At 70.2% G+C, this 17736-nt stretch carries 19 protein-coding genes and 1 riboswitch; of the genes, 12 read left to right on the forward strand and 7 right to left on the reverse strand.

The annotated features are described in order from the left end of the window. Nucleotides 1-174 precede the first annotated feature (174 nt). Complete coding sequence (locus tag MXD61_RS05990) at nucleotides 175-1299, reverse strand: HoxN/HupN/NixA family nickel/cobalt transporter (protein WP_248811831.1); 1125 nt, start codon at nucleotides 1297-1299, stop codon at nucleotides 175-177. 29 nt (nucleotides 1300-1328) lie between these two features. Continuing rightward, a riboswitch (cobalamin riboswitch) is annotated at nucleotides 1329-1508 on the reverse strand. Between the two features lie 272 nt (nucleotides 1509-1780). Between MXD61_RS05990 and MXD61_RS05995 the strand changes: the two genes are divergently transcribed. From MXD61_RS05995 to MXD61_RS06030, 8 genes are all read left to right on the forward strand, one after another. Continuing rightward, nucleotides 1781-2017 (forward strand): hypothetical protein, encoded by a 237-nt coding sequence (locus tag MXD61_RS05995; RefSeq protein WP_163549261.1) that lies wholly within the window; start codon nucleotides 1781-1783, stop codon nucleotides 2015-2017. 150 nt (nucleotides 2018-2167) lie between these two features. Continuing rightward, the gene (locus tag MXD61_RS06000) at nucleotides 2168-2386 is read left to right on the forward strand and encodes a heavy-metal-associated domain-containing protein (RefSeq protein WP_248811832.1); all 219 of its coding nucleotides are present in this window, start codon (nucleotides 2168-2170) and stop codon (nucleotides 2384-2386) included. A gap of 132 nt (nucleotides 2387-2518) precedes the next feature. Next, entirely contained in the window at nucleotides 2519-3442 is a 924-nt protein-coding gene (locus MXD61_RS06005; protein WP_248811833.1) for a DUF929 family protein, read from the forward strand. Then, nucleotides 3429-3977 carry a vitamin K epoxide reductase family protein gene (locus MXD61_RS06010; RefSeq protein ID WP_248811834.1) on the forward strand — a complete coding sequence of 183 codons (549 nt, stop codon included), beginning with the start codon at nucleotides 3429-3431 and terminating at the stop codon, nucleotides 3975-3977. The genes MXD61_RS06005 and MXD61_RS06010 overlap by 14 nt, the downstream gene beginning before the upstream one ends. A gap of 438 nt (nucleotides 3978-4415) precedes the next feature. Beyond that, nucleotides 4416-5366 carry a metal ABC transporter solute-binding protein, Zn/Mn family gene (locus MXD61_RS06015; protein WP_248811835.1) on the forward strand — a complete coding sequence of 317 codons (951 nt, stop codon included), beginning with the start codon at nucleotides 4416-4418 and terminating at the stop codon, nucleotides 5364-5366. Nucleotides 5367-5518: 152 nt separating this feature from the next. Continuing rightward, nucleotides 5519-6340 carry a metal ABC transporter ATP-binding protein gene (locus tag MXD61_RS06020; protein ID WP_248811836.1) on the forward strand — a complete coding sequence of 274 codons (822 nt, stop codon included), beginning with the start codon at nucleotides 5519-5521 and terminating at the stop codon, nucleotides 6338-6340. 6 nt (nucleotides 6341-6346) lie between these two features. Further along, nucleotides 6347-7204: a metal ABC transporter permease gene (locus tag MXD61_RS06025; protein ID WP_248811837.1), complete on the forward strand. Its 858-nt coding sequence runs from the start codon at nucleotides 6347-6349 to the stop codon at nucleotides 7202-7204. A 23-nt stretch (nucleotides 7205-7227) separates the two neighbouring features. Continuing rightward, nucleotides 7228-7620: an SCO5389 family protein gene (locus tag MXD61_RS06030; protein ID WP_248811838.1), complete on the forward strand. Its 393-nt coding sequence runs from the start codon at nucleotides 7228-7230 to the stop codon at nucleotides 7618-7620. A gap of 95 nt (nucleotides 7621-7715) precedes the next feature. Here MXD61_RS06030 and MXD61_RS06035 read toward each other — a convergent pair whose 3' ends face one another. The 4 genes from MXD61_RS06035 to MXD61_RS06050 form a co-directional block, all read right to left on the reverse strand. Further along, nucleotides 7716-8537: a YcnI family protein gene (locus MXD61_RS06035; RefSeq protein ID WP_248811839.1), complete on the reverse strand. Its 822-nt coding sequence runs from the start codon at nucleotides 8535-8537 to the stop codon at nucleotides 7716-7718. 19 nt (nucleotides 8538-8556) lie between these two features. Next, the gene (locus MXD61_RS06040) at nucleotides 8557-9528 is read right to left on the reverse strand and encodes an RNA-guided endonuclease InsQ/TnpB family protein (RefSeq protein ID WP_374628501.1); all 972 of its coding nucleotides are present in this window, start codon (nucleotides 9526-9528) and stop codon (nucleotides 8557-8559) included. 321 nt (nucleotides 9529-9849) lie between these two features. Next, nucleotides 9850-10191 carry a hypothetical protein gene (locus MXD61_RS06045; RefSeq protein ID WP_248811841.1) on the reverse strand — a complete coding sequence of 114 codons (342 nt, stop codon included), beginning with the start codon at nucleotides 10189-10191 and terminating at the stop codon, nucleotides 9850-9852. Between the two features lie 230 nt (nucleotides 10192-10421). After that, the gene (locus MXD61_RS06050) at nucleotides 10422-10958 is read right to left on the reverse strand and encodes a DUF5134 domain-containing protein (protein WP_163549264.1); all 537 of its coding nucleotides are present in this window, start codon (nucleotides 10956-10958) and stop codon (nucleotides 10422-10424) included. A 470-nt stretch (nucleotides 10959-11428) separates the two neighbouring features. Here MXD61_RS06050 and MXD61_RS06055 point away from each other — a divergent pair, with 470 nt between their 5' ends. Then, nucleotides 11429-12052, forward strand: a complete 624-nt coding sequence (locus MXD61_RS06055; RefSeq protein WP_248811842.1) for a hypothetical protein — start codon at nucleotides 11429-11431, stop codon at nucleotides 12050-12052. 242 nt (nucleotides 12053-12294) lie between these two features. Beyond that, the gene (locus tag MXD61_RS06060; RefSeq protein ID WP_248811843.1) at nucleotides 12295-12678 is read left to right on the forward strand and encodes a BlaI/MecI/CopY family transcriptional regulator; all 384 of its coding nucleotides are present in this window, start codon (nucleotides 12295-12297) and stop codon (nucleotides 12676-12678) included. A gap of 88 nt (nucleotides 12679-12766) precedes the next feature. Here the strand turns inward: MXD61_RS06060 and MXD61_RS06065 are convergent, their stop codons facing one another. Together MXD61_RS06065 and MXD61_RS06070 are read right to left on the reverse strand one after the other, a co-directional pair. Then, nucleotides 12767-13285 carry a MarR family transcriptional regulator gene (locus tag MXD61_RS06065; RefSeq protein WP_163549253.1) on the reverse strand — a complete coding sequence of 173 codons (519 nt, stop codon included), beginning with the start codon at nucleotides 13283-13285 and terminating at the stop codon, nucleotides 12767-12769. Nucleotides 13286-13622: 337 nt separating this feature from the next. Then, nucleotides 13623-13985 carry a hypothetical protein gene (locus MXD61_RS06070; RefSeq protein WP_248811844.1) on the reverse strand — a complete coding sequence of 121 codons (363 nt, stop codon included), beginning with the start codon at nucleotides 13983-13985 and terminating at the stop codon, nucleotides 13623-13625. Nucleotides 13986-14460: 475 nt separating this feature from the next. On the opposite strand from MXD61_RS06070, the gene MXD61_RS06075 reads away from it, so the two are divergent. Then, the gene (locus MXD61_RS06075) at nucleotides 14461-15525 is read left to right on the forward strand and encodes a cytochrome c oxidase assembly protein (protein WP_248811845.1); all 1065 of its coding nucleotides are present in this window, start codon (nucleotides 14461-14463) and stop codon (nucleotides 15523-15525) included. A gap of 193 nt (nucleotides 15526-15718) precedes the next feature. Beyond that, the gene (locus MXD61_RS06080; protein WP_251079502.1) at nucleotides 15719-17488 is read left to right on the forward strand and encodes a chloride channel protein; all 1770 of its coding nucleotides are present in this window, start codon (nucleotides 15719-15721) and stop codon (nucleotides 17486-17488) included. Nucleotides 17489-17736: the final 248 nt, after the last annotated feature.

Genomic DNA, 17736 nt, shown 5'->3' on the forward strand with positions numbered 1-17736 from the left:
CCAGACGGGCGCGACCCCCACCTGACGTCCGCCCGCTGCGCCACGAAGCCGGGCAGCGGGCGGACCCGCGGCGCTCCATACGATTTCCCGACCATCCTTCAGAACCATCGCCGACCAGGCACGGTGATCAACCGCACGGCGCCGAACGGACAGTCGCCGTCGTCCATGACATGTTCAGCGCGGTGCTTCACCAGAGTCCGGGAGGAGCGACCGATCCGTCGCCGGTGCATCGAGGACCCAGCGCTCTTCCACCGCGGTGATCTTCCAGTAGCCGATCGCCGCCGCCCAGACGACGACGAACAGGCCGACGATGAGGTAACCCACGTTCTGCAGGTTGAGATCGGCGATCCAGGTGCTGACCGGGTCGGTGAGGTCGAGCTTCTCGTGGAACACACCAACCAGCTCGATCGTGCCGATGAGCAGGGCGACCGCGACGGACAGGCCGGTGATCGTGAGATTGTAGTAGATCTTGCGAATGGGGTTGGCGAACGCCCACCGGTAGGCGACGTTCATGAACGCGCCGTCGAGGGTGTCGAACAGGGTCATGCCGGCGGTGAACAGCAGCGGAAGCACCAGGATCGCGTACCAGGGCAGACCGCTCGCCGCGCCGGCCCCGGCAAGTACCAGCAGGGTGACCTCGGTGGCGGTGTCGAATCCCAGGCCGAACAACAGGCCGATCGGGTACATCTGCGCCGGATGATTGATGGATTTCATCAACGGCCGCAGGATGCGGGTGATGAATCCGCGGTTGTCCAACGCCTCGTCGAGAGCATGAGCGTCATATCCTTCGGTCCGCGCCCGCCGATAGACCTTGACGATGCCGATCAGCGCCAGCAGATTGAGAATACCGATCAGGTACAGGAACGTCCCGGACACCGAGGTACTGATGATGCCGAGGGTCTGATGTGCGCCGGAATCCTCGTCGGCGAGGCTGGAGACGGCTTTCGCGCCGACGGCGACGAGCCCGGCCATGCCGATCACGGTGGTGGAATGGCCGAGGGCGAACCAGAATCCCACGGAGACCGGACGTCTGCCGTCGGCCAGCAGCTTACGGGTCGTGTTGTCGATCGCGGCGATATGGTCGGCGTCGAAGGCATGCCGAATCCCCAGAGTGAAGGCAGTGACGCCCAGGCCTACCCCGAACACCTGTGCGCCGAGTTTCAGGTGCTGGGGGGCGACGCCCACGAGCAGGACCATCCAGGCGACGACGTTCATCACCAGGATGACAGAAAGAATCACTGCGATGTTGCGCCATTCGGCGCGACCGAGTCGGGCAGAGGAGACGGCAGACAGGGACACCGGGATTCCTTTTCCAGCACCTCGTGGACAGGACAAAGCAGCGCCTTGGCCGGTCTCCTGGCTCGCAGGCCCGGATCGCTCCGGTGCCGGATCCGCCTTCCCGGACACGCGTCCAGTGGCTTTGTGAACCCGACTTCATCTGCTTACAGTGGCGAGGGCCGCTTCGGCATCACACCGAATTCCCGAGCACCAAGGGCAGCAGCACGTTAGCGCCTGTCGTCGCCTCCCCGCAAGCCCGCTTGATCGACCGGGGACCGCCGTGGGTGACCGCGGGGAGCCCCGGTGCCGGGCAGGCACGCCGTCCCGGGCCGAGGCGGATGCCCCGGCCGGATGCCCGGCAGCCCAAAAAAATCAAGAAGAGGTGCTTCTCCGACAGACTGTAGGAGATTTATGGTCCGAAACTGGAGGGGTCCGCCGAGCTGCCGGGCAGCCGGGTCGAATCCTGAACATTGTGATCACTCTTCGCACCCCGGGAGCCGACATGGCCGAGTCCGGAACTTCCCGTCACGTTCTGACCTTCTGCGGCAAGTGCAGTTGCGGCTGCCCGGAGCTGTTCGTCGACCATGACGCGCGGCCGGAGCGGCGCATCGTACTGACCGACGATTTCGGCCAGCGTGTCCAGATGAGCGTGGAACAGCTCCAGGTCATCGTCGACGAGGCCCGATCCGGGCAGATCATGTCTCTGGTCGAGACGGAACTCGCCCTGGGCGTGGCCTAGGCTCGCCGTCCTTTCCCGGCCTGTTGCGCCTGATCTGTTGTGCGACGGTGCCACACGCCACAGTGACATCATTCGGCACACACCCCGGCATCTACTACGCTCCGTCGAAAGTGCCTCAAGGGTGAGGCTCGACCAAGGGCAGGAGCGTCCATGACAGCGCTGACGATGCAGGTTCCCGACATCAGCTGCGGGCATTGCAAGGCGGCGATAGAGGAGGCGGTGGGCCGGGTTCCGGGCGTCACCGCGGTGTCGGTCGATGTTGCCGCCACCTCCGTGCGGGTGGAGCGGGCCCACGGGGCCGACACCGCGGCTATCGAAGCAGCGATCGTCGAGGCCGGTTACACCATCGGGACCGTCACCGTGGCCTGAGCGAGGTGAGCGTTTCCATCGCCGACATCCAGGCTGGCCGTTCTCGGCAATGCCCGGCGGCGGTGGCCGGGACCGCCGGACAGCCCGCGGGAAGGCGCGCACAGCATTCCCGCCGAGACCCAGGAGGCAAGGGTGTCGTCCAAGGCCAGGCCAACCGGCACCGCTGCCCAGCGGCAGGCCCGTGTCGCGGCGATGCGGGCCGCGCAGACCCGCAAGGCCCGCCAGCGCCGAGCGTGGTGGATCAGTGGCGTGGCGGTCGCGCTCGTCGTCGTGGTGATCGGCGTACTCGTCGCCGTGAAGGTCTCCAGCGGTAGGGACACGCCCGCTGCGGTGGCCAGCGGTCCCGCCTCCGCCGCCGTCGTCCATGGCGTGACCGGCGTGCCGGCGGCGACGCTGGCGAAGATCGGCGCGGGCAGCGCGCAGAAGCTGCCGACGCCGATCTCCGCCCCGGCGCTCACCGCTGACGGGAAGCCCCGGGTGCTCTACATCGGCGCCGAGTACTGCCCCTACTGCGCGGCCGAACGATGGCCGATGGTGGTCGCGCTCTCGCGCTTCGGTACCTGGTCCCAGCTGCAGGCGACGAGTTCCTCGGCCTCGGACGTGTTCCCGCGTACGCCGACGCTGTCCTTCCACGGCTCGGCGTACGCCTCGGACCTGGTGTCCTTCACCGGTGTCGAGGAGACGACCAACATTGCCTCGGGCAACGGCTACACCCCGCTGGACACGCCGTCGGCCGCCGACTCCGCGCTGCTTGCCAGGTACGACGCCCCGCCCTACCTTGACGCTTCGAGCGCGGGGGCCATCCCTTTCGTCGACCTCGGCGGCAAATACATGATCAGCGGGGCCAGTTACAGCCCGCAGGTGCTGGCCGGCAGGACCCGCGAGCAGGTCGCTGCCACGCTCACCGACCCGAACAGCCCGATCGCCACGGCGATCGACGGCACCGCGAACGCCATCACCGCCGCGATCTGCGAGCTCACCAACCAGAAGCCGGCTACCGTCTGCAACGAAAGGACCATCACCCAGTTGCAGAGCGGGATCAATGCCCAACGCTGACGCCGACACCGACCGACCCGTCGCACCCGGCGGATTCGGCCAGTCGCCGAGCCAGGCCGGCTCGGCGGTGCCGGCCTGGCTCCCCCTGACGGGCCTGACGATCGTGGCCGCGGGTCTCGCGGTCGCCACCTACCTGACCGTGGCGCACTACGACACCGCGTCGCTGCTCGCCTGCCCGGGGACCCGGGTCGTCAACTGCGAGAAGGTCACGACCAGCCCCGAATCGGAGACCCTGGGCATCCCGGTCGCGCTCCTCGGCCTGGTCTTCTTCGCGGTGATGGCGCCGCTCACCCTTCCGGTCGCGTGGCGGCTCGCCCATCCCGTGGTCCGCTACGGCCGACTGCTGTTCGCCCTGACCGGCGTCGGGATGGTCGTCCACCTCGTCTACACCGAGCTGTTCACCCTCGACGCGATCTGTCTGTGGTGCACGGCGGTACACGTCCTGACCATCGCTCTGTTCGCCGTCGTCGTGGCCGGCACCGTCCTCGCCGAGCCCGACGACCAGGCCGCAGCAGACGATCACGAACTCGGCTGATCACCCTCCGGCCTCGCGCCGAGGATCATCGCGGACGTCGGGGCTGGCGAAGGACGCCGCCCGCATGGTCACCCACGGGGCACTGATCTGCCCCGCGGCCACCGACCTGTTCCGCAAGGGCGTCCTGCGCACGGCCTGACCAGAAGCGCGTCCTGCTCATGGCCTGACCAGTGCCGGGACTGCGCCGATCGCAAGATCAGGGGCGGCTCCGGAGCCGACGTTCCCCGATCGGCGACACGCCTGTCCGCGCCGTGGTCACCCTTGCCGCCAAGACGGCTTCCATGCATAATGAAAATGATTCCCGTATCCGTAATCATTAGTGGTGGACGGCTGGGGACTCGTCGGAGCGAGGCCGTCGCAGCGCCGATCCAGCGCCCCTGACCTGTGGTCCCATCCCGACGGCGATGGCGACCGCCCCATGATCTGGAGATTCCTGCCATGACCCGCCATGCCCTGACCCGCCGCTTACCAGCGCCCTGCGCGATCCTGGTGTTCGGCGCTCTGACGTTGGCCGCGTGCGGATCGGGAAGCGCCGCGGGCAGCACCGTCGGTACCGGTGCGCCCACCACAGGCGGCGCGGCCGGGGCGGTGAAGGTGGTGGCCGCGGAGAACGTCTGGGGTGACATCACCCGCCAGATCGGCGGTTCCCACGTCTCGGCCACCTCGATCATCAGCGATCCGAACACGGACCCGCATCAGTACGAAACCGACGCGCGCGACGCCGCCGCCGTCAGCAGCGCCGCATTCGTGATCGAGAACGGGCTTGGTTACGACGACTTCGCCGACAGGCTGCTGAAGGCCGGGCCGAACTCGACGCGCAAGGTCCTGTCGATCGCGAAGGCGGTCGGAGCCGGCGGAGACAATCCCAACCCGCACCTTTGGTACAACCCCGCCTATGTGGTCACCGCCGCGCACACGATCGAGACTCGGCTCGCTACGGAAGATCCCGCCGACGCGGCCACGTTCCGGACCAATCTGACGAGGTTCCTCGCCGGTGAGGCGCAGGTGGCCGCGACCATCCGCCAGATCAGAACGCGCTACGCAGGTGCCCCGATCGCCTACACCGAACGGGTCCCCGGGTACCTGGTGACCGCCGCCGGGTTGACGCTGGCCACGCCGGCGTCGTTCTCCCAGTCGATCGAGGATGGCAACGACCCGTCCCCGGTCGACACCGCCGCCTTCGATGCCGCTCTGACTGGCAGGAAGGTCCGGGTACTGCTCTACAACGGACAGGTCACCAGCCCGATCACCGAGCAGGCCCGGGCCCTGGCCAAGGCCAACGGCATCCCGGTCATCGGGGTCACCGAAACCCTGCCCCCGGACGAGAAGGACTTCCAGACCTGGCAGAACGACCAGGCCAAGGCCATCCTCGGCGCACTGGGCGGCTGATCATGCCTCCTACCATCCGCACCCCGGGTCGCCGCGGCGACCCGCCAGCCACAGCCACAGCCACAGCCACAGCCACAGCCACAGCGCATGATGTCCCCGACCGGGCCGGCCATGCCCCCGCCAATGCCCACCCACCGGTCGCGGACCCGGCTGTGCGGCTGTCCGGTGCCACCCTGCGGTTCGGACAGCGCGCACTGTGGGACGGTCTGACCCTCGACGTGGCGGCGGGGGAGTTCCTCGCCGTCCTCGGCCCCAACGGGGCCGGCAAGACCAGCCTGCTCAAGGTCCTGCTCGGCCTGCACCGGCTGTCCGCTGGCACCGTCACCGTCTGCGGGCACACCCCCCACCGCGGCAGCGCCCACGTCGGCTACATCCCCCAGCAGAAGGCGTTCGACCCGGACCTGCCGCTACGGGGCAGGGACCTGGTCGGCCTCGGCCGGGACGGCCACCGCTGGGGTGTGGCCCCACTCTGGCGCGGCCGTCGGAACCGGGTCGATCAGGCGATCGCCGCGGTCGGCGCCGCCGGCTACGCCGACACCCCCGTCGGGTTGCTCTCCGGTGGCGAACAGCAACGGCTACGCATCGCCCAGGCCCTGCTCACCGACCCCGCCGTCCTGCTGTGCGACGAACCGCTGCTGTCGCTGGACCCGCACCACCAGCACGCCGTCAGCAACCTGATCGACACCCGCCGCCGGGCCGCAGGCACGGCGGTCGTGTTCGTCACCCACGAAGTCAACCCGATCCTGCCACTCGTCGACCGGATCCTCTATCTCGTCGCCGGCCGCTGGGCCATCGGCACCCCCTGCGAGATCATGACCGGCGAGACACTGTCCGCGCTGTACGGCACCGACATCGACGTGGTGCGCGTCCGCGGCCGGATCGTCGTCGTCGGCGCCCCCGACGCCGCCCACGCCGAACCAGGCCGCGGGCATCACCACCCGGCCGGCCACGACCACGCTCCCGCGGAAACCTGACCGGCGATGGGCCTGGACTTCTACCTGCACCAGCCGTTCGCGCAGCATGCCCTCGCCGCCGGCACCCTGGTCGCGGTCATCACCGGGCTCGTCGGCCCGTTCGTCGTCACCCGCGGCGCGGCCTTCGCCGTCCACGGCACCGCCGAACTGTCCTTCACCGGCGCCGCTGCCGGCCTGCTCATCGCGAACGACCCCGTCATCGGAGCACTGCTGGGCAGCCTCGTCGTCGCCACCGCCATCGGACTGCTCGGCGCCCGGCAACGCGAACGCGACTCCGCGATCGGGGTCATCCTCGCCTTCGGCCTCGGCGCCGGGGTCTACCTCCTCTCCCACTACCACGGGTTCGCCACCGAGGCCACGAACATCCTGTTCGGGCAGATCTTCGGCGTCTCCAACCGGCAGCTCCTCCTGCTCCTGGGCGTCGCCTGTCTCGTCGCGGTCACCATGGCCGTGCTCTACCGGCCGCTGCTGTTCGCCTCCGTCGACCCCGACGTCGCGCAGGCACGCGGCGTACCCACCCGCGCCGTCGGTGTCGCGTTCCTCTACGTCCTCGCTCTCACTGTCACCGAAGCCGCGCAGATCGTGGGGACCCTGCTCGTCCTGAGCCTGGCCATCACCCCGGCCGCCGCGGCCGGACGGCTCTCCGCCCGGCCCGCCACCGTCACCGCACTGTCGGTGACGTTCGCGCTCGTCGCCGCCGACGGCGGCCTCCTCGCCAGCCTGCAGACCAACGTCAAGGCCAGCGTGCTCGTCTCGACGATCAGCTTCGCCCTCTACCTGGGCGCCCGCCTCGCCGGCACCACCCTGCGCACCCGCCGGCGTCCGCACCACCCTGCGCACCCGCGCCGCGCCCGCCCCGGGTAGCGGCTACAACCCAGGAGGTACCCATGTCCCTGACCGTGTCGCCCAGCCTGTTGGCGCAGGCCGAACAAGGCCATGTCGACGAGGCCGACTTCCTCGCCTGCATCCGCGAGTCCCTGCCCTACGCCTACGACCTGGTCGCGCGGCTCGCCGGCGAACTACCAGCCGCGGCGGCCGATTTCACCGACAACCAGCTCCCGCCCACGGGCGACACAGAGCAGGGCCAGCTGCTGCGCGCCATGGCCAGCACCGCGATCCGCGCGGCCCTGGAACGGCACTTCGGCGTGGCGCTGGCCTTCCAGAACTGCCACCGGCTGGCCGCCTTCCGACCCGAGGCCACCGCCGGTGAGCAGTACCGGCGGTTCGTCTCCCCGCAGAGCCAGGTCCTCAACCAGCAACCGGGGTTCGTCAACTGCTGACGTGGCCGGAATCGACCGGAACGCATCCCGGCCGCCGCGTCGTGCCTGGTAGGACGATGCGACGGCCGGGTAGCCCAGGCCCGATGACGGGCCGGTCAGTCCTGGGGTGGGCTGGTCGGCCCGGCCTTGGCCGGGCGTCGCCGGCCCAGGAGGTAGCCGCCGGCTCCGAACACCACCGCCAGACCGATCCCGAGACCGCCCAGCACCCGGGCGGTGGTGTCCGACGAGGAGGCGGAACCGCGTGCCGTCGTCTGCTGGTCGTCGGCGGAAGCGGCGGAGGCAGGCGCCGACGAGGCGGCGGTCAGGGTGAGGACGGGGGCGGGGTCGTCCGGTTCGGGCTGTCCGGGCTGCTCCTCGTCGATCCAGCGGACGATCTCCCCGCTCGAGTAGGTCTGCAGCGCCTTGAAGGTGAGGGTCGGAGTGTCGGGAAGCTGCCCGGCCGTCACGGTGAAGTCGGCATAGCCACCGGCGGGAATCGCGTCGGCCGGGCTGTTCGCGGTCCAGGTGACCCGCGAGACGGCATCGGTGATCGTCCCGTCATCGGTCTTGACGGGTGGCTTCAACGCGGTGTTCGTGACGGCGAACGTCCAGCCGGGATGGGGGGCGACGAGCACGCCGAGCAGCGGCGTGGCGGTCGGGAACGCGACCTCGAGTCTGGTGGTGGTGGCGTTCGGGCGTTCGTTGGGGACGCGGAAGGCGAGCACCGCGTCGGAGGTGCCGCGGGTGGGGTCGTCGGCGTGCACGGTCACGTGCGCCGAGGCGGGCGCGGCGACGGCGAGCGCGAGCACGCCGGCAGCGATGCCCACGGCGGCGAGGCGGCGCCATGGCCGGCGCAGGGGCGAAGGAGGCAGTTTGACATCCTCCCCGGCCTGAAGACCGGGGATTCCTACCCTCGCGGGCAGGTTTTCCTGTTTCACTGACAGACGCCTCCCCACTCTAGGAGCGGGGTGGTCTCACTCCGTCTCCGCAGGCGATCACGGCGAGCCCCGCCGCGAGAACATTCCGTGCCGCGTTCACATCCCGATCGTGGACCACACCGCACCGGCAGACCCATTCCCGAATGTTCAACGGCAGCTTCTCGACCAGCGTCCCGCAGGACGAGCAGGTCTTCGAGCTGGGATACCAGCGGTCCACCGCGACCACGTCGCGTCCGTACCAGCCGGCCTTGTATTCCAGCATGGTCCGCAGATCCCGCCAGCCCGCATCCGCAATCGCACGGGCAAGACCGTGGTTACGGACCATGTTCCGTACGGTGAGATCCTCGACGACGATCGTCTGGTTCTCGCGAACGAGTCGAGTCGACAGCTTGTGCAGATGATCCCGCCGCCGGTCGGCGATCCGACCGTGGATCCTCGCGACCTTCAGCCGGGCCTTCGCCCGGTTCGCGGAGCCCTTCTTCTTCCGGGACAGCTCCCGCTGCGCCCGGACCAGCCGGGCCCGGTCGGTCCGCTCGTGCCGCGGGTTGGCGATCTTCTCCCCGGTGGACAGCGTGACCAGCGACGTGATGCCCACGTCCACCCCGACCTGCCCGCCCGCCGCCGGCAACGCCTCGATCGGGCAGTCCACCAGGATCGACACGTGATACTGGCCCCGGCTGTTCCGGGACACCGTCACCCGCGACGGCACCGCGCCTTCCGGGAACGGACGGGACCAGACGATCCGCAGCGGCGCGGCCTGCAACGGGCCTTTCGACGGCTCGGCCAACCACAGAGTGCCCGGGTCCCGTTTCCACCCGGTGAGCATCAGATCGGTTTCCCCGTGGCTGATCCGCCGCCGTTCCTGGGACCACACCCGGCGCCGTTCCGCAAGCGCCCGATTGTAGACGTAGCGGACACAACCGAACGTTTTCGCGAGGTTCTCCATCTGGCCGGGGGTCGGGTAGAAACGGTAGCGGTACGCCCGCTTCACCACCCGACTTCCCACACCTGACAGAACACACGATTCCCCGGTCATTCTCGCAGCCGAGTTGACGCGCGGGCCCCGCCCTGAAGGACGGGGCCCGCGCTACGTTTCCCGGTCACAGGTGGCCTTTTCTCGGTGAACGGTGCGGATGCCGGGGCGGCCCGAGCGCTACGGTGCTGGGCGGTCACCGGCGTGCAACAACGCGGAATGTCCGTCGGATCCAGGTGTCAGGCCGCGAGGAGGTTCGCGGCGAACCGCCCCCGCGGGGGACCGCGACGCACCACGATGTTCACCAACAGGGCGGTCGGGCCGGGTATCCACAACTCGTCACGCGCTGGCCGCACGAGCCTCGGTCCCGCGACCGCGGGCACCTGGATCGAGCCGGTCAGCAGCCGTACCACCACAACGGCCAATAGCGAAACCGCCGCCTCGGCCAGGATCACCGCGGCGGTGACCGCCGCGTCGCAGCGGCACCAGGCCGGACCCGGTGGCCAGCAGGTGCCCCGTCACGACCGGCACCATCGGCGCTTCGGTGGCATGGAACAGTACGTGCATCCCGACCTGCAGGCCGATCATCACGGCGTTCGTCGTCGGCAGGTTCCGGCGCCGGCCGGCCAGCGGGGCGCTGACCACGGCGACCGCGGCCGTAGCGAGAGCGAGAACGCCCATCGCGGGCGCCCCCCGTGTGCGGCCAGGTGCGCTGCGGTGGCGACCGCGACGCAGGCGGGCGAGAAGACGAGGGTCCGCAGCGCCCGCGGCCCCGCACCGTGCTGTCGCCCTCACAGCGACTCACCCTAGAGCGCCCGTGGCGCGTCGTGACAAACAGGCGCGAGCTGGGCGTCCACTACCGGACACAGCGCCGTCCACGGTCGCCGGGACCGTGCGCCGGCCGTACCCGCTCAGCGCAGCATGATCAGCATGCCGCCGGCCATGACCAGCCGGGACGCTACGGGTGTGATCGATGGGACGCCGGCCCACGCCGGCCTGAACCGGCGCAGCAACGGTCCGCCGACCGCCGCCAGCGCGGCGCCCGCGAAGACCACCACGAACCAGTCGGTCAGGTCACCGACCGGCCAGCGTCCCGCGCCGGCCATGCAGCCCATGGCCGCGGCCTCGACGACCAGCAGCGAGCAGCACGACCACTCCGACGGTGCGCAGCACGCGGGATGCACCATCACGACAACGAGAAGGAGTCCGGCAAGGGCCAGACAGCCGGCGGCGAAGGGCAGCGACGAGACCACCCGTGGCGGCCCGCCGAACATGACGGCCATGGCCGCGGCCACCGCCACATGACCGAGCTCGGCGGGAACGAACAGCCGCCGCCGAGCCGGCGCGCTCGCCAGGCGCCCGAGGTGGAACAGCGCCACGGCGATCGCGGCAAGGCACGCCGCAGCCGCCCATGGGCCGGACAGGCGCATGGCGTGCGTCATCGCCATGTCAGGCATCACCGCACGCACCTCCGACGAGGATGCTCTCCACCAGGCCGCGGCCGGGAGAGGCCGCGTTCCCGCATGTCCCGAGGCCGTTCAGCCGGCGTACACGGCGAGGTCCACGACCACGAGCGGAGGTCGGAACGTGACGGAACGTTCTGGGCTCGGCCATGTCGGCTCCCCGGCAGCAAAGATGATCAGTTCTTTCAGTCTAAAGATCGTCATCAATCGCTGTCAGGCGTTTCGACGGAGTGGAGACGCGCGGGGCGACCGCGTTCGGCCGTTCGCCCCGTCCGACCGCAGTCGGGCCAAACACGCCGGGAACCGTGTTTGATCTTCTAGGATACGAGGCATGATGGCGCGACCTGGACGACGGAGGTCGGGGTCGGGTCGTTCGAGGGAATCCGGGTCCGGCCCGCGCGCGAGAGCCGGCCGGGCTCCCGGTGTGAGCGGGGCGCCGTGCCGCGCGTGATGTCGTGAACTGGGTGGCGACACCGGCGGGGCGTGGTGTCCGGGCCGGGTCGGTGGCGGCCATGGCCGTCGCCCTGGCCGTGGGCGCCCACTGGGCCGCGTGCGGGATGGCTCCGTCGGTACCCGTCGTCCTCGTCGGGATCGTCCTGGCCGGGCGGATCTGCTGGGGGGCATCGGCGGCACGGCTGTCGTGGCCGCGCCTCACCGGGCTCGTACTGGCTGTCCAGACCGGGTTGCACATCGCGTTCGCCGTCACCACCACAACCGGCAGCCCGCACCCGGCATCCACCACGGGCACGTCCGCGACCCATCTGGCGGCGATGACCCACGAGGCCGCGCGGGTGGACCTCCTTCCCGGCGGGCCGGCGATGATCGCGGCACATCTCCTCGCCGCGATCGGGCTGGCCTGGTGGCTCGCCGTCGGCGAGCGCCTGCTCTGGCGGGCCGCCCGAGGTGCCGTGACCGTGGCCCGCCGCGCCGCCGGCAGGCTGCGCCGCCGGGGCCTGGGCGTTCCGCCGGCCGCGGTCGGTCCGCTCCCCCGCCGGCCCGTCCACACCCGGACCTGCCGGCCCGTCCTGCTGCACCACATCGTCGTCCGCCGAGGCCCACCGGTCCGCGCCGCGGTCTGAGCGGTCCCACCGGCCCTCCAGCCGGCAGGCACCGCCGGTGACCGCGCCAGAACCTGGTGTCGCCCGTTCCGTCGCCGTGAGGTGGAACGGGATGTCGGCCGGTCAAGGTCCACACCCGCGTCCGGGGTGGACGGCGGGCCGACCTTCGAGCCTCGACCGGGTCCGACCTGCCTGGTGTGCCGGCCCGCCGCGCCGGCCAGGCCAGCGCGATTCCGGACCGGTCGGTAACCCGCGGAGTCGCCATGCCTGTGACAGTCATACCGGTCGCGCACAGACGCGCGGCCGGCGAGTTGGAACGCGAGGTACTGGCCCTGCTCTGGGCCACGTCCGAACCGCTGATGCCCATGCAGGTCCAGCACCGGCTCGGTGGAGATCTCGCGCAGAGCACGATAGCGACCACTCTGCTACGGCTGGTGGCCAAGGGCCTCGCCGAACGGACACCGCACGGACGAGGATTCGCCTATCGGCCACTGCAACGAGCCGAGGACCACGCCGCGGTACAGATGGTGAAGCTCCTGCGCAGAGGCGACGATCCCGGCACGGTACTGCGCTACTTCGCCGGCCATCTCTCACCGGATCACCGCTGCCTCCTCCTGCAGGCCCTCAACGCGGGAGAACAGGGCTAGCACGGCCAGAGCGAACTCGTGCCCGTCGGGATGCCGTCGCCGTGCACCGGTGGCGGCATCCCGACCCACGACGATCGACATCTCCGGCTCAACTCCAGCCCAGGGCGCCGGCGTCGCGGCTGGAGTCGACGCCCGGTTCGCCACCCGCCCGCGCGAACGCGCGTAGTGCCGCCACCAGGCTGCCGCGTAGCTGGGGGTCCATCCTCTCGACGATCGCCGCGATCTCGGATCGGCGGCGGCGGGTCACGTCGCCGACGAGCTGCTGGCCGGTCGCCGTGAGCTGAACGATGACCTCCCTGCGGTTCTCCGGGTTGCCGAGGCGGTCGACCAGGTCGGCGGCGACGAGGCGGTCGGCCATACGGGTGGCGGTGGAGGGATGGACGGCGAGGAGGTCCGCGAGTTCGCCGGCACGCAGCGCGCCGCGGCTCGCGAGAACTATGAGCATCCGGAACTGGGGCAGCGTGACGTCTTCTCCAACGGCCGTCAGCGAACGGGCAGAGACCGCCACCAGCAGGCGGGACGCCGTGAGGACGGCGTCGGTCACCTCGTCCACTCCTCCGTCCGGGCCGCCGGACGAAGGAGTGGAGACATCCGGCGTCCCGGTCATGCCCCCGTTTTACCGCGTGCGGCGACCGGTGTGTCGACCAGGACACCTGAATGTCGATCGCATACGGCAACTTTTGCATTATACAAATGTGCATGGGCTGACGCGATGGGTGAGATCACGGCTGCCATCCAGGCTCGGGCCGGTGACCGTCCCGTCGCGTATCCGCTGCCGGCAGTCATCGGCGCGTCCGAGATCGGCCGAGGCCTGACACCGGGAGAGACGTGAGCGACGATCGCCAGCAGGCACGGCGCCTGCGGTTACTGCTCATCGACGAGGACACGATTGACGCCGCGCTGCTACGAGAGGCACTGCGTGATCGTGGGCGGGAATGGGATCTTCACGTGTGCCCGGACAGCAGGCGCGCCTTCGACTTCCATGGGGTCTTTCGACACCACCGGATGCCATCCTTCTGGATCTTCATGCGCCGGGTGCGGCCGATGGGAGGCTCCTGGCTCGGGCTCAGGCGGATCTCGACACGCAGGGGATCCCCACGATCGCCCTGACGGCTCCCGGGATGGTGGAGGTGTCCCATGACCCACAGAATCCCATGATCTTTTTTGTCGCGAAACCTGACGATTTCGACGGCTTCCTGGACCTGGTCCGCAGGATCGAAGATCTCCGCCTCGCTCCCGAGCCGTCGCATGGACCGCACATCTCGGCCGAACCCGGCCGGAAGAAGCGATGCGACGGCCGGGGCCACGACTGAGACTCTCGGAGGCCGCCCTGGCCGGGTGACGCTCACGGGCCGAGGCGACGCGTGGTCCACCCGATCGACTGTCCGACATCTCCACCGGCCAACATTTGCACTATACAATATTTGCCATGAGCACATCCAGGTGCGCGAGAGATCAGCTTCTGCCCTCGGGGCGCTGGTGGACGTGGGCGGCGGACCCGATAGCGCGGACCAGGAAGGGTCCTCATCCGCGGAGGGACCGGCCGATCCGGCATCTCCCGGCGGGGTCATGACAGGGGATACCGACCACACCACCGATCCGGCTCCGCTGGCCGATCACATGGAGCCATCCGAGCCCGGGACTCCGAGCCGCCGCGCCGAGCCGAGTGCCGCCGGCCGGCGCCCTGGCCACGCAGGCCCGCTCCTCGGCAGTGCCGCGCTGCCGGCAACCGCCGGCACGGTGGCAGCGGTGGCGCTCGTCCTCGCGGTGACGGTCCTCTGGATGACCCACCACAGGCCGGGCACGCCCGTGTTGCCGGTCTCCTGGTGTCGCTGGGGCCAGAGCGAGGCGCCGCCTCCCTTCGGCCTGGGCCGCCTGCTCGACACCTGGCAGCTTGACGCGGTCGCACTGGCCTACCTGCTACCCGCGATCTGTCTGTACCTGTGGGGCGTCACCCGGGTCCGCGCGCGTCACCCGGCCCGGCCCTGGCCGTGGCCCCGCACCGCAGCGTTCCTGGCCAGCACCGGGGTCGTCATCCTGGCCACCAGCAGCGCCGTCGGTGTCTACGACGAGGCACTGTTCAGCATGCACATGACCCAGCACCTGATGCTGATCATGGTGGCTCCGCCGTTGTTCGTCGCCAGCCGGCCGCTCACGCTCCTGTTGCACAGCACCGGCAACCCGCTCCACGGCCGGGTCCGCGCCGCGCTGCGCTCCCGGCCGGTCGGCGCCCTGCTCTCCCCGCCGGCCGCGTTCACCTGCTACACGATCACCATCGTGGGAACCCACCTCACCGGATTCATGGGCGCGGTGATGGCCCGACCCTGGCTCGGCCAGCTCGAGCACCTGCTCTACCTCGCCGCCGGCTACCAGTTCTTCGTGCTGCTGTTCGGGGACGAGCCGATCCGACGCCGGCTGTCCATGCCCGGCCGGCTCGCGCTGCTCGTGCTGTCGATGGGAGTCGACACCTTCGTCGGGCTGGTCCTGCTGCAGTCCCGAACACCGATCGCGATGGCCCCGCACGCCTGGGGCAGCAGCCCCCTGCTGGACACCCAGACCGGCGGAGGTGTCATGTGGGTCGCCGGCGACGGAATCATGGCCCTGATGATCGTTCTGGTGTTCCGCACCTGGACCCGCAAGCCCGAGGCGGTGCGCCGGGCCCGCACCGGCTGGACGGAACGGGCCCGCACAGCCACCTTCGCCGCTCACACCGGCTACGAACCCGCCCGTACCTCACCACTCGCCACAGGTGCGGGTGCCCGGCCACGGCAGGTCGACATCGACGACGACGAGGCGAGCTGGCAGGCCTACAACGACTGGCTCGCCAGCCTCGACACCCACGGGTGAGGAGAGGCGGTCCCGTACGGACCTCGGGTCACCGTCGTCAGCGTCCGTCGCTGATCCGCCGGTTCCCCAGGCGAGACCACCCCTACGACCTTTGGACTACGTACACATGTGGCAACGATCCAGATCGGCCATGGTCCGGTGGACGATAGCCGTGGACCTCGGCTCGCAATGGGCGGGAGCCGGTCTGGCCGGCATGGCGGTGGTCATCGGTGCCGGAGTCGGGCTCGGCGCGGTGGCCTTCCGCTGGCTGATCAAAGCCTTCACCGAGGTGTTCTGCGGCAGGGCCGACTGCTCGACCGGCGGCCGTCTACCCAACCCGCACGTCCCCGGCCTGGGCTACTGGTACCTGCTGCTGGTGCCCGTCCTCGGCGGATGCGTCTACGGCCCGCTGATCCACCGGTTCGCCCGCGAGGCCCGCGGCCACGGTGTACCCGAAGTGATGTACGCCGTCGCCGAGCGCGACGGCCGCATCGCACCCCGCGTCTCCGCCGTCAAATCCCTGGCCTCCGCGCTCTGCATCGGCACCGGCGGTTCCGTCGGCCGAGAAGGCCCCATCGTGCAGATCGGCGCCGCCCTCGGCTCGGCCCTGGGCCAACTCCTACGAGTCGCCCACCATCGGCTGCCGATCCTCGTCGCCTGCGGCGCCGCCGGTGGCATCGCTGCCACCTTCAACGCCCCCGTCGCCGGAGTCTTCTTCGCCCTCGAAGTCATCCTGCGGTCCTTCACCGCCGAGGCGTTCGGCGTCGTCGTCCTGTCCGCCGTCACCGCCAGCATCATCGGACGCGCCGCCTTCGGTACCGCGCCGTTCCTGACCCTGCCCGTGTTCGAGATCCGCCACGGCGGTGAATACCTGCTGTTCGTGTTGCTCGGAGCACTCGCCGGCCTGGTCGGCGTGCTGTTCACCCGCCTGCTCTACCTGATCGAGGACCTCTGCGACTGGGCCTGGCGCTGGCCCGAATGGCTCCGCCCCGCCGTCGGCGGCCTGCTCCTCGGCGTCGTCCTGCTCGCCCTGCCCCAGATGTACGGGGTCGGCTACCCGGTCCTCGAACACACCGTCCACGGCGGGTACACCCTGTGGTTCCTGCTCGTCCTCATCGGCGGCAAGACCATCGCAACCAGCCTGACGATCGGCATCGGCGGCTCCGGCGGCGTTTTCGCCCCCTCCCTGTTCATCGGTGCCGCCACCGGTGCCGCCTTCGGCACGCTCGCCCACGACCTCGCCCCCGGATCCGTCGCCCCCGTCGGCGCCTACGCCCTGGTCGGCATGGGCGCCGTCTTCGCCGGCGCCGCCCGCGCCCCCATCACCGCCGTCGTCATTCTCTTCGAGCTCACCGGCGAATACACGATCATCCTGCCGCTGATGTCCGCCGTCGTCATCGCCACCCTGATCAGCCGGCTACTCAGCCACGACACCGTCTACACCCTGAAACTGACCCGCCGCGGCATCGACCTCGCAGCCTCCCACGAGACCCGCCGCCTACGCGCCATCCCCGCGACCCAGGCCACGCACCCCGCACCCCCAGCGATCCCGGCCTCCACCAGCCTCACCCACGCCGCCGAGGCCCTCGCCAGATCTCCACACGCAGCTCTCCCCCTCGCCGACGAACAGGACCGCTACCAAGGCATCGTCACCGCGCACGCCGTCGCCACCGCCCTCGACAGCACCGTCTCCGCCAGCGGAGCCGCCCCCGACCCGACCGCCGTACCAGCAACGGTCGGCGACCTCTCCGTCCGCCCGCCGCACATCAGCGCCACCACCAGCCTCGCCGCCGCTCTGCACGCCCTCACCAGCACCGACTCCCACTGCCTGCCCGTCCTCGACGCCAGCGGCGACAAGGTCATCGGATGGATCACCCACCAGTCGATACTCGCCGCCGTCTATCCCCAGTCCCGCCCCTCCACCGTCACTCCCGCCTCGCGACCTTCCGGCGACGATCCGCATCCGCTCCTTACGATCACCTGACAGGACACTGCGGCGGGCCCCGAGCAGGCACCCGCGGAGACAGACCTGAACCCGCGATCCGGCCGCGCACCGCGTTTCGGCAGGGGATGTGGTGCCGATCCAGCGCGTGGACCGGATCCCCCTCCGGCACGAGCAACGGCCCTCACCCGACGGGCAGGGCAAGATCGGGTCTGGTGCGGCGCTCCTGGACGTCATCGGCCGGCGATGTCGCAGCGGGCCTGGGTCCGTCCGGCGCTTTCGGCTGTGGC

Origin of the sequence: Frankia sp. AgPm24 (genome assembly GCF_023243055.1) — a bacterium.
GTDB classification, from domain to species: domain Bacteria; phylum Actinomycetota; class Actinomycetes; order Frankiales; family Frankiaceae; genus Frankia; species Frankia umida.